Source organism: Mycobacterium sp. IDUB_1, from assembly GCF_055419625.1.
This window is the reverse complement of sequence record NZ_JBVAYA010000001.1, coordinates 726083-738138: the sequence shown is the minus strand read 5'-3', so window position 1 is coordinate 738138 and position 12056 is coordinate 726083. Positions and strand designations below refer to the sequence as shown.

At 65.4% G+C, this 12056-nt stretch carries 7 protein-coding genes, 1 tRNA gene and 1 pseudogene; all 9 read right to left on the bottom strand.

Annotated elements, in window-relative coordinates; genetic code table 11:
• Positions 1–81: 81 nt before the first annotated feature.
• The 9 genes and pseudogenes from ACZYYX_RS03735 to dnaA all read right to left on the bottom strand — a co-directional run bounded on the left by ACZYYX_RS03735 (position 82) and on the right by dnaA (position 11893).
• Positions 82–155 (bottom strand) — tRNA-Ile (locus tag ACZYYX_RS03735).
• A gap of 70 nt (positions 156–225) precedes the next feature.
• Complete coding sequence (locus ACZYYX_RS03730; protein ID WP_463813080.1) at positions 226–1188, bottom strand: DUF3566 domain-containing protein; 963 nt, start codon at positions 1186–1188, stop codon at positions 226–228.
• 10 nt (positions 1189–1198) lie between these two features.
• Positions 1199–3724: a DNA gyrase subunit A gene (gene gyrA, locus ACZYYX_RS03725; RefSeq protein ID WP_463813079.1), complete on the bottom strand. Its 2526-nt coding sequence runs from the start codon at positions 3722–3724 to the stop codon at positions 1199–1201.
• Between the two features lie 22 nt (positions 3725–3746).
• The gene (gene gyrB, locus ACZYYX_RS03720) at positions 3747–5774 is read right to left on the bottom strand and encodes a DNA topoisomerase (ATP-hydrolyzing) subunit B (RefSeq protein WP_463813078.1); all 2028 of its coding nucleotides are present in this window, start codon (positions 5772–5774) and stop codon (positions 3747–3749) included.
• 215 nt (positions 5775–5989) lie between these two features.
• Complete coding sequence (locus ACZYYX_RS03715) at positions 5990–6550, bottom strand: DUF721 family protein (protein ID WP_463813077.1); 561 nt, start codon at positions 6548–6550, stop codon at positions 5990–5992.
• Positions 6547–7707, bottom strand: a complete 1161-nt coding sequence (gene recF, locus ACZYYX_RS03710) for a DNA replication/repair protein RecF (RefSeq protein WP_463813076.1) — start codon at positions 7705–7707, stop codon at positions 6547–6549. The genes ACZYYX_RS03715 and recF overlap by 4 nt, the downstream gene beginning before the upstream one ends.
• A 13-nt stretch (positions 7708–7720) precedes the next feature.
• Positions 7721–8626: pseudogene (gene gnd / locus ACZYYX_RS03705) on the bottom strand (phosphogluconate dehydrogenase (NAD(+)-dependent, decarboxylating)); the annotation flags it as partial.
• 19 nt (positions 8627–8645) lie between these two features.
• A complete protein-coding gene (dnaN, locus tag ACZYYX_RS03700; RefSeq protein ID WP_463813075.1) occupies positions 8646–9839 on the bottom strand; it encodes a DNA polymerase III subunit beta in 1194 nt (397 codons plus the stop codon).
• A 584-nt stretch (positions 9840–10423) separates the two neighbouring features.
• Positions 10424–11893: a chromosomal replication initiator protein DnaA gene (dnaA, locus tag ACZYYX_RS03695; protein ID WP_463813074.1), complete on the bottom strand. Its 1470-nt coding sequence runs from the start codon at positions 11891–11893 to the stop codon at positions 10424–10426.
• Positions 11894–12056: the final 163 nt, after the last annotated feature.

Below are 12056 nucleotides of genomic sequence, written 5' to 3'. Positions count from 1 at the left end.
TCCGCCACACCATCAGCGCGGCGGCCGCGGCAATGCCGGCCACGAGAAGCAGCATCACCTTCATCGATGTGAACCTTTCCGTGGGGCTAGGAGGACTCGAACCTCCGACCTCTTCGTTATCAGCGAAGCGCTCTAACCGCCTGAGCTATAGCCCCGTTCCGCCGCCATCAATCGCACGGCCGAGCAGCGAGATTACCTCACGGACAACCCGACTCCCAAACCAGCTCAGTCGCGGTCGGCCAGCGTGACCTCGACACCGCCCACGAGGTCGGTGGTCAGGTTGTAGATGAACGCCCCGATCGTCGCCGCCGCGGCCAGCAGCACGATGTTGATCAGGCCGATCAGCGCCGCACCACCGAAGATCGTGCTGGCCGACACCAGCTCGCCACCGGAGCTGCCGCTGGCACTGGTGAGCAAGTCACCGACGTTGCTGTTCAGCTTGCTCCACACGCCCATGCCGCCCAGCACCAGGTACAGGAACGCCACCGCGATCATCCACACGAAGAACAGCGCCACCGACAGCACCAGCGACACCTTCAGCGCGCTCCACGGATCCACGCGGCGGATCTGCATGCTCGCCCGCACCGGCCCGGTGTGCTGACGCGGACCCACCTGTACGCCCCGGTTCGTCGAGGTTTTCTGCGGCGGCTTCGCCGTCGACTCAGACGGTCGCTCCGCAGGTTTGCGCTGCTGCGCCGACCGGGGGAGAGGACCCGAGAGATCGGGGAGCTCGCTGGCATACGCGGCGCCCCCGGGGCCGTCAACGCGGGTCGGGGGTTCGGGGCGGTGCACATCGGTGCGCGCAGCCTCGGGACGGTTGCCCTCCGGCCGAGCTTCGGGACGCGACTCAGGACGAGGTTCCGGACGGTTGCCGTCGGGACGCGAGTCGGGACGCTGCGCCTCGGGCCGGTCACCCCGCGGCGCCTGCTCCGTCTCGGGGCCGCCCGCGATGAAGCGGTTCAGCCGCGCATCGAGCCCGCCCGGAGCGTCAGGTGCCTGCTGCTGACGCGCCCGCGTCTGCGGGCCCCGCTGCCACGGCGGCACATCGCTGTGCTCGGCCCCGCGAGCCGGCGCCTGGGGCGGCGGACCGCTGTGGCTCGGCGCCGGTGTCCCCGCCGCCGATCCGTTGCCGGCCCCGCCGGAGGCCTCACCCGTACGCGGGTGCCCCGGCTCGTTCGGTGAGCTCACTGACCGCTCCTCACTCCTGCGTCGTCGGCTCGTCGCCGATGTCGGTGTCGACCTCGTCGGTACCGTCGCCCTCTTCGGCGTTGCGCGCGATCGCGATCAGGGTGTCGCCGTCACCGAGATTCATCAACCGGACGCCCTTGGTCTGGCGGCCGGCCTTGCGAACCTGTCGCGCGGCGGTCCGGATGACGCCGCCACCTGAGGTGATGGCGTACAGCTCGGTCTCGTCGTCGACGATCAACGCGCCCACAAGAGTGCCACGACGCTTGTCGAACATGATGGTCAGCACCCCCTTGCCGCCGCGGCCCTGGACGGGGTACTCGTCGATGGCGGTGCGCTTGGCGTAGCCGCCCGATGTCGCCACCAGCAGGTACGTGTCCGGTTGGACCACGTTGAGCGACAACAGTGCGTCATCGGCGTTGAACCGCATGCCCTGCACGCCGGAGGTCGCGCGACCCATCGGCCGCAGCGCCTCGTCGGTGGCCGAGAACCGGATCGACTGGCCGTTGGCCGACACCAGCAGCAGATCGTCCTCGCTGGAGCACAGCACCGCGCCGACGAGCTCGTCGCCGTCACGCAGGTTGACCGCGACGATGCCGCCGGACCGGTTCGAGTCGAAGTCGACCAGACGCGACTTCTTCACCAGGCCGTTGCGGGTCGCCAGCACCAGGTAGGGCGCGTCCTCGTAGCCCTTGATCTGGATGACCTGGGCAATGCGCTCCTCCGGCTGGAACGCCAGCAGGTTGGCGACGTGCTGACCGCGGGCCGTGCGCGACGCCTCGGGCAGGTCGTACGCCTTCGCGCGGTACACCCGGCCCTGTGTGGTGAAGAACAGGATCCAGTCGTGGGTGGAGCAGACGAAGAAGTGGTTGACGATGTCGTCCTGCTTGAGCCCCGCGCCCTGCACGCCCTTGCCGCCGCGCTTCTGGCTGCGGTAGAGGTCGGTCTTGGTCCGCTTGGCGTAGCCGGTCTCGGTGATCGTGACGACGACGTCTTCGCGGGCGATCAGATCCTCGTCGGCAACTTCACCGTCGGCGGCGATGATGCGGGTGCGGCGGTCGTCGCCGTACTTGTCGACGATCTCCTTGAGCTCGTCGCGCACGATGGCGCGCTGCCGCTCCGGCTTGGCCAGGATGTCCTCGAGGTCGGCGATCTCGGCCTCGATCTTGGCCAGGTCGTCGACGATGCGCTGACGTTCCAGGGCGGCCAGGCGCCGCAGCTGCATGTCCAGGATCGCCTGGGCCTGGATCTCGTCGACGTCGAGCAACTCGATCAGGCCCTGACGCGCGACGTCGACGTTGGCCGACGCACGGATCAACGCGATGACCTCGTCGAGGGCGTCGAGCGCTTTGACCAGACCACGCAGGATGTGGGCCCGCTCGTTGGCTTTACGCAACCGGTAGCGCGTGCGCCGGACGATGACGTCCAACTGGTGGTTGACGTAGTGCCGGATCAGCTGGTCGAGGCGCAGCGTGCGCGGCACCCCGTCGACGATCGACAGCATGTTCGCGCCGAAGCTGGTCTGCAGCTGGGTGTGCTTGTAGAGGTTGTTCAGCACCACCTTCGCGACCGCATCGCGCTTGACCTCCACGACAATTCGCAGACCCACGCGATCGCTGGACTGGTCCTCGATGTTGGAGATCCCGGTGAGCCTGCCGTCGCGCACCTGCTCGGCGATCGAGGTGATGAAGTTGTCGTGGTTGACCTGGTAGGGGAGTTCGGTGATCACCAGCGAGGTCCGCCCGCGCGAATCCTCTTCGATCTCCACGACGCCACGCATGCGGATCGAGCCGCGGCCGGTGCGATAGGTATCCGAAATCCCTTGCGAGCCAACGATCAAGCCGTGGGTCGGGAAATCCGGACCCTTGACGTGTTCACACACCGCGGCGAGGGTCGCTTCCTCGTCGGCTTCGTGGTTCTCCAGGCACCAGTACACCGCGTCGGCGAGCTCGCGCAGGTTGTGCGGCGGCATGTTGGTGGCCATGCCGACGGCGATACCGCCCGAACCATTGGCGAGCAGGTTCGGGAACCGGCTCGGCAGAACCGTCGGCTCCTGTACCCGGCCGTCATAGTTCGGAATGAAATCGACTGTCTCCTCGTCGATTTCCCGCAGCATCTCCATCGCGAGCGGAGTCAGCCGCGCCTCGGTGTACCTCATCGCGGCCGGCGGATCGTTGCCCGGCGAGCCGAAGTTGCCCTGTCCGTCGACCAGTGGGTAGCGCAGCGACCACGGCTGCGCCATGCGCACGAGGGTGTCGTAGATCGACGAGTCACCGTGCGGGTGATAGTTACCCATCGTCTCGGCCACCGAGCGCGCGGACTTGGCGTGGCCGCGGTCGGGCCGGAACCCGGAATCGAACATCGCGTACAGCACGCGGCGATGCACCGGCTTGAGGCCGTCGCGGACCTCGGGCAGTGCGCGGCCGACGATCACGCTCATCGCGTAGTCGATGTAGCTGCGCTGCATCTCCTGCTGGATGTCGACCGGTTCGATCCGGTCGCCGGCTTCGTCGCCGGGCGGCAGGGTGGTGTCAGTCATGGAGTTTCCTCAGCCTCTGTGATTAAACGTCAAGGAAGCGAACGTCTTTGGCGTTGCGGGTGATGAAGCTGCGTCGCGCTTCGACGTCCTCGCCCATCAGGATGGAGAACAGCTCGTCGGCGGCGGCGGCGTCATCGAGGGTGACCTGGCGCAACACCCGCACCGACGGATCCATCGTGGTCTCCCACAGCTCCTTGGCGTCCATCTCACCCAGACCCTTGTAGCGCTGGATACCGTCGTCGACATTGATGCGCTTGCCCGCCGCACGGCCGGCCTCGAGCAGACCGTCGCGTTCCCGGTCGGAGTAGGCGAACTCCGGCTCTGAGCGCTGCCACTTCAGCTTGTACAGCGGCGGCTGGGCCAAGAAAATGTGCCCGTTTTCCACCAGCGGCTTCATGAACCGGAACAGCAGCGTCAGCAGCAGCGTCGAGATGTGCTGACCGTCGACATCGGCGTCGGCCATCAACACGATCTTGTGATAGCGCAGCTTGCTCAGGTCGAACTCGTCGTGGATACCGGTACCGAGCGCGGTGATGATCGCCTGCACTTCGGTGTTCTTCAGCACGCGGTCGATACGGGCCTTCTCGACGTTGATGATCTTGCCGCGCAGCGGCAGGATCGCCTGGAACATCGAATCCCGACCACTCTTGGCCGAGCCACCGGCCGAATCACCCTCCACCACATACAGTTCCGACTTGGTCGGATCCGTCGAGCGGCAGTCAGCGAGCTTGCCAGGCAGGCCACCGATGTCGGTCGCACTCTTACGGCGCACCAGCTCGCGCGCTTTACGCGCGGCCATACGGGCCTGTGCCGACGACACCGCTTTGTTCACAACGGTTTTCGCTTCGGCTGGGTTTGCCTCGAACCAATGGGTGAGCTGCTCGTTGCAGATCTTCTGCACGAACGACTTCACCTCGGTGTTGCCGAGCTTGGTTTTCGTCTGACCCTCGAACTGAGGCTGCGACACCTTCACCGAGATGACCGCGGCCAGGCCCTCACGGATGTCGTCGCCGGTGAGGTTCGGATCCTTGTCCTTGAGGAGCTTCTTGTCTTTGGCGTACTTGTTCACCACCGTGGTGAGTGCGGCGCGGAAGCCCTCCTCGTGGGTGCCGCCCTCGTGCGTGTTGATCGTGTTCGCGAACGTGTGGACCGACTCGGAGTAACCGGCGTTCCATTGCATCGCGATCTCGACCTCGTGACCCGGACCCTTGCCGTCGAAGTCGATGACGCTGGGCTGGATCGCCGTCTTGGTCCGGTTGATGTGCTTGACGAAATCCACCAGTCCGCCGGGGTAGTGGAACACCCGATGCTTGACCTTCTGCGGGGCGGCCTTCTCGGCGGCCTTCTCTTCTGCCGACTTGGGCGCTTCCGCGTGATCACTGACCACGTCGTCGACGACCTCTTCGGGTGCGACCCGCTCATCGGTGAGCTCGATGGTCAGCCCCTTGTTGAGGAACGCCATTTCCTGCAGACGACGGGCAATGGTCTCGAAGTCATAGGTGGTGGTTTCGAAGATGTCCGGGTCCGCCCAGAATCGGATGGTGCTGCCGGTCTTGGACGACGGCTCGCCCTTGCGCAGGGTCCCGGGCACCGACCTGTCGTAGGTCTGATGCCATTCGAAACCGTCCTTGTGCACGTCGGCCTCGAGCCGGGTGGAGAGCGCGTTGACGACGGAGACGCCCACGCCGTGCAGACCGCCGGAGACCTGATAGGCGCCCTCTTCGAATTTGCCACCGGCATGCAGGACTGTCATGACGACATCGATGGTGGGGATGCCGGTGGAGTGCATGGCCACCGGGATACCGCGGCCGTCGTCTGTGACCTGCACTCCGCCATCTTCGAGAATGCGCACGTCGACCTTGGTGGCGAAGCCGGCCATCGCCTCGTCCACTGCATTGTCGACGACTTCCCAGATCAGATGGTGCAGGCCGCGTTCACCGGTGGAACCGATGTACATACCCGGGCGCTTGCGAACCGCTTCCAGACCTTCGAGAACTTTGATCGACTCGGCGCCGTACTCACTGGGAGCATTCTTCTTCTGGGCAGCCACGTTGAGCGGGTCTCCTTGGTCTTGGGCAGGCAGGGGCCTGCACGGGGAATCTGACGACCCCCTCGTGAATCACTCTGATCAGTCTACCGAAACATGGCATCAGGACTGATACTGGAACCACGTTTTGACACACCTAATCGCGCCGTGCGCCGATTTTTCCGACAGAAGATAGGTCGAGACGCTTCGCAGAGCCGCCGATGGCGTTCTCGCGGCTCTCAGCCATAGGTGTCGCGAGGCCCCCGACCCGGTACCCGATACGGGCCTTTCCGCCATGACGGGCCGACCGGACCGACGATCTTCACCGAGGTGACCACGCCGTCTCCGACGGCCGCGGCGATCTTGGCCAACAGCTGTGCCTGGACCATCCGCAACTGTGTCGCCCATGCTGTCGATTCCGCCGTCACCGTCAGCACACCCTCGGTGAGTGACGCCGGTACCGCATGGTCGGCGATCTGGGCCCCGACCACCTCACGCCACCGACCGAACACCGCACCCTCGGCAACCCGGCCCGTCCATCCGCGGTTGCGCGCCACAGCACTGGTCGCCGCCCCCAGCGGCTGAGGATCCCGCTCATCAGGTCCGGGACCTGACCATCGACGACGGCTGGAGGCCCCGGTGCGCCGCGGCGCAGAGGAGGTGCGGCCGCGACCCACGTTCTTTCCTTGTTCCCGAGCGGCGCCCCGGGCCTCTTCCAGTGCCCGCCGTACGAGATCCATCCCTTTGACATGGGCCAGATGTGCGGGCGGTTCGACAGGCTGATCCTCTGCGTCGGTCATGACACCACCTCCGATACCCGCCCCTGATCGCCGTCGCCCATCGTGATCTCGATACGCCGCGCGTCCCACTCTCGCGGAATGTCCTCCGGCACCGCCGCTGTCACCAGAACCTGTTCCGCGGTCGCCGCGACACGAGCGAGCGCGTCACGGCGTGCGGTATCGAGTTCGGCGAACACATCGTCGAGCAGCAGCACGGGATCTCCCCCCTCTGTCCGGAGCAGCTCGTAGGCGGCCAGCCGCAACGCCAACGCCATCGACCAGCTCTCGCCATGACTGGCGAAACCCTTCGCAGGCTGTTCACCCAACCTCAGCTCCAGATCATCCCGGTGGGGTCCGACAAGACAGACGCCGCGCTCCAATTCGGCGTCGCGGCGCCGACTCAGCGCATCGAGCAACGCGGCTTCGAACACCCCCACATCGGTGTTCCCCACAGCCGCTTCAGCTTCCACGACCTCCACGCCGCTGCGGTACCGAGCCGCCGCTGGCCGCGACGCAGGGGCCAACAACTGGTAGGCCTTCTCTACTTCGGGCGCCAACTCATTGACGAGGTCGACCCGCGCCGCGATCAGCTGCGCCCCGTGCGACGCGAGGTGGCCATCCCATACGTCGAGAGTCTCCAACGCCCCACGATCTCCCCGAAAGCGGGCTGCTGACGCGGTTTTCAGCAGCGCGGTGCGCTGCCGCACGACTTTGTCGTAATCTGCGCGGACGCCCGCGATACGAGGACGACGGATGGTGGCCAGCTCGTCGAGATAGCGCCGGCGCTCCCCCGGGTCACCCCGGACCAGCGCCAGATCTTCGGGTGCGAACAGCACAGCGCGCAACACACCGAGAATCTCGCGGGCCGATCGGACGGGGGAGCGGTTCAGGCGTGCCTTGTTGGCGCGCCCCGAGGTGATGTCGAGGTCGATGGCGAGCTCACGCCCGTCACTGACGACGATGGTGGAGATCACCGCGCGGTCCGCGCCCTCCCGGATCAGCGGGGCGTCAGTGGCCACACGGTGCGAGCCGAGGGTTGACGAATACCACAGTGCTTCAACGAGATTCGTCTTACCAAAGCCGTTGGATCCGACGAAGACGGTGCGTCCCGGGTCGAGATCCAACTCCACCCGCGGCCACGACCGGAAATCCGTCAGCGCGAGGCGACGTACGTACACCGGTTCGCCTCGCTCACCCGGACTCGCTCACCCTCTTCACCGCATGCCCACCGAATTGGTTCCGCAGTGCCGCGACGGCCTTCATCGTCGGCGAGTCATCCTGGCGGGACAGGAACCGCGCAAACAGCGACGCGGCGATGCTCGGAACCGGTACCCGCAGCCGGATGGCTTCTTCGACCGTCCACCGCCCTTCACCGGAATCCTCTGTGTAACCGCTGATCTCGTTGAGGTTCGGATCTTCCTTCAGCGCCTTGGCCAGGAGCTGCTGCAACCACGAGCGGACCACGGTGCCGTTGGTCCACGCCTGGTACACCGCCTGCGGATCCTTCACCAGATCCTCAGCTGCCAACATCTCGTAACCCTCGGCGTATGCCGTCATCAGGGCGTACTCCACGCCGTTGTGCACCATTTTGGCGAAGTGCCCGGCACCGACGGGACCGACATGGACGAAGCCGTCTTCCACCGGTCCCGGTGGACGCAGCGTGTCGAAGATGGGCATGGCCCGCGCGACATCGTCGTCACTGCCTCCCACCATCAGGCCGTAGCCCTCCGTCAAACCCCAGATACCGCCGGATACACCCGCATCGATGAAGGCAATGCCCTTCTGCGCCAACAGTTCTGCGTGCGGCTTGTCTTCGGTGTAGCGGGAGTTGCCGCCGTCGATGACGAGGTCACCCTGCGAGAGCACGCCGGCCAGCTCGGTGATGGTCTGATCGGTGATGGATCCGGATGGCACCATCACCCAGACCACCCGAGGAGCCTGCAACGCTGCCGCGAGGTCGGCCAGCGTGGCCACGTCGGACACCTCGGGCCGCGGGTCGTACCCGATGACCTCGTGTCCGCCATCACGCAGGCGAGCCCGCATGTTGAAGCCCATCTTGCCCAGGCCGATGAGACCGAGCTGCATGTCAGCGCCCTCCTGTAGTCGGTGAGTGCGATCAGCCGGGGAGGCGCACCGGCATCAGCAGATAGACGTAATCCGTCTGTGCCGCCGGATACGGTCCCGCACCGTCGCTACTCACATCATCCTGGCCCGCGGGGCGGAGCACCGCAGGCCGGCTGGGCGTCGTGAAACCGAAAGTGACCCGGTCGGCATGCAGCGAGCCCAGCCCGTCGGTCAGATACGTCGGGTTGAACGCGATGGTCAGTGGTTCACCGGAGAACTCGACCGGCAGATCCTCCTCGGCGCGACCGACGTCGTCGGCGCCGGCCGAGAGCCGCAGCACGTCATCGGAGAATTCCATCCGCACTTGGGCACCACGATCGGCCACCAGGGCGACACGCTTGATCGCCTCGGTCAACTCGGCGACCCCGATGGTGGCCACCGCGGTGTGTTCGGTCGGCAGGAGCTGGCGGAACTTCGGGAATTCGGCGTCGAGCAGGCGAGTGGTGCTGCGCTTGCCCTTGCTGCGAATACCCAGCAGGCCTTCTTTGCCGACGGTGGGGCCGGATCCGAGCGCGAGATGCACTTCGTTGCCGTCGCTGCCCGCTTTGGCGGCCTCCGACAAAGTCTTCGCGGGCACCAGGACTGCAGCTTCCACGCCGGGGGTGGCCGTCGACCATGTCAGTTCGCGAACGGCGAGGCGGAACCGGTCGGTGGCCGCCAAAACCACCTTCTCACCGGAAATCTCGACGCGGACCCCGGTCAGCATCGGCAGCGTATCATCGCGGCCGGCGGCGACGGCGACCTGGCCGATGGCCTCGGCGAACACATCTGTGGCGACGACACCGGTCTCGTCGGGCAGGGTGGGCAGCGTCGGGTAGTCCTCGACTGCCATGGTCGGCAGTGAGAAGCGGGCACTTCCGCAGGTCAACGCGACGCGGGTGCCTTCGACGCTGACATCGACAGGTTTGGCGGGCAAGGCCCGGACGATGTCGGACAACAACCGACCGGACACCAAAACACTTCCCGGAGAGGCTATTTCGGCGGCGATCTGGACTTCGGCGGAGACTTCGTAGTCGAATCCGGAGATCGTGAGACCCTCGTCGGATCCGGTCAGCAGGACGCCGGCCAGGACGGGCACCGTCGGCCGTGACGGCAGATTACGGGCCACCCAGGCGACTGCGTCGGCGAACTCTTCGCGGCTCAGCCGGAACTTCAAGTCCGTGAGACCTACCGTTGACGTCGCCACGTTTATTGCGTCCCTTCGATGTACACCCCGATGAAGCCTTGATCAGCGATTTCTCCGACGGGCACACCGCGCCGCTACGACACGCTGCGACGACCGGAACGGCTGTCGATGAACCACCGTAGAGCTTTCCGCTCCAACTTGAAAGCTAAACGATCGGGCCGACAGGCCCACGCCGAGAGGTCCCCGTGGGGCCGTCCACCGTGTGCTTTCCCCAGGGGTCTTCTTCCAAGAGATATTGATAGAGAGAAATGAGCAGTAGTACTAGGTGTTGTGCAATCTGGGGATATGAGGGGTTTCGCGCAGGCCAGCGCGGTGAACGGCTGTGGGGCATCTGTGTATCGGCGGTGGGATGACATCGGCCGGTTGGGGATGAACAGCGATCTGGGGAAGAACACCCCACTGTGCACGCGGGTTGACGACAGGTTGTACACAGGTGCTCCCCAGACCGCGGCTGTGACTCGTGGTGCGAACGAGAGAGAAGTTTTTCGGGCGGACGGCCGGGAGAGAGGGCAGTACCCGGCGTGTCGTGAGTACGACACAGGGCCGCGTGTCGGCGGCGGAGGGGGAGAAACGGGGGTCGGCGGTCAGCGCTTGGCGCGCTGACGGATCCGCGTGGTGAGTTCTTTGACGTGATCGAAGACTTCACGTCGCTCAGCCATCTCGCCGCGAATCTTCTTCTCCGCGTACATGACTGTGGTGTGGTCGCGGCCGAATGCCTGACCGATCTTGGGCAGGGAGAGATCGGTGAGTTCGCGACACAGGTACATCGCGATCTGGCGCGACTGCGCCAACGCACGGGTCTTGCCGGGGCCGCGTAGTTCGTCGATGCTGGTCTCGAAGTACTCGGCGGTGGCGGCCATGATCGCCGCGGTGCTGATCTGCATCGTCGACGAATCGGAAATCAGGTCACGCAGCACGATTTCGGCCAGCGACTTGTCGATCGATGTCTTGTTCAGCGAGGCGAACGCGGTCACCCGGATGAGGGCGCCCTCGAGTTCGCGGATGTTGCGTTCGATGCGGCTGGCGATCAGTTCGAGCACGTCATCGGGCACGTCGAGACGGTCCATCTGCGCCTTCTTGCGCAGGATCGCGATCCGGGTCTCGAGCTCGGGCGGCTGGACATCGGTGATCAGGCCCCACTCGAAGCGGGTCCGAAGCCTGTCCTCCAGGGTCGCGAGCTGTTTGGGCGGGCGATCGGAGGAGATGACGATCTGCTTGTTCGCGTTGTGCAGGGTGTTGAAGGTGTGGAAGAACTCTTCCTGGATACCGTCTTTGCCCTCGATGAACTGGATGTCGTCGACCAGCAGCACGTCGATGTCGCGGTAGGTGCGCTTGAACGACGCGCGGCGATCATCGCGCAGGGAGTTGATGAAGTCGTTGGTGAATTCCTCGGTTGACACGTACTTGACCCGCATGCCGGGAAACAACCGCTGGGCGTAGTTGCCCGCCGCGTGGAGCAGATGTGTTTTGCCCAAACCCGATTCGCCCCAGATGAACAACGGGTTGTAGGCGCGCGCCGGCGCCTCGGCGATCGCGAGTGACGCGGCATGGGCGAAACGGTTGGAGGCCCCGATCACGAAAGTGTCGAAGGTGTAGCGGCGATTGAGGTTGATCGCTGTCGCGTCGTCGGGAGCGGTGTTCTGCCCACGATTGGCGAAGAAGCTCGGCCAGTTCTCCTCGGCGCTGGCGCGGGCGGCCAGATCGTCGTCGACGAGGTCGTCGTCGGTATCAGGAACAGAGACCGGGGTGAAGACGGGGGAGTCGTCGGGTTCGGGGTCGGCAATACGAACCCCCAACTCCACGCGCTGGCCGAGCTGGCGGCTCAGCGCGGCGATGATCGGCTCCCGCAGATGACGTTCGATCTCGTTCTGGACGAACGGGGTGGGTACCGACAACAGAGCGAACCCCTCGGTGATGACGAGGGGTTGGACGAGCTTGAGCCACGCCCGCTGCTGCGGGGTGAGGGTGCCGCTGGAGGAACCGCGATCACCGTTGAGTTCGGTGACGACGTTGTTCCAGATCGAGACGAACGGAGGGTCGGGGTCGGCTGACAAGAACACCCACCCCCTACCGGCCGCCGCGAGGACGGCTACACCACAACGACGAACTGTCCACAAAGTTATCCACAGGTTGTGGAAATACAGGGATCCGTCGTTGTTCGCTGTCTACCAGCGAGGCTGCCAATCCTCGGAACTCATCACCACGCGATGACACGTG

Bases quoted from the DNA above. Each gene is read 5' to 3' on its own strand.
- gyrA (WP_463813079.1), bottom strand. From the start codon at position 3,724: ATGACTGACACCACCCTGCCGCCCGGCGACGAAGCCGGCGACCGGATC.
- ACZYYX_RS03715 (WP_463813077.1), bottom strand. From the start codon at position 6,550: ATGACCGACGCAGAGGATCAGCCTGTCGAACCGCCCGCACATCTGGCC.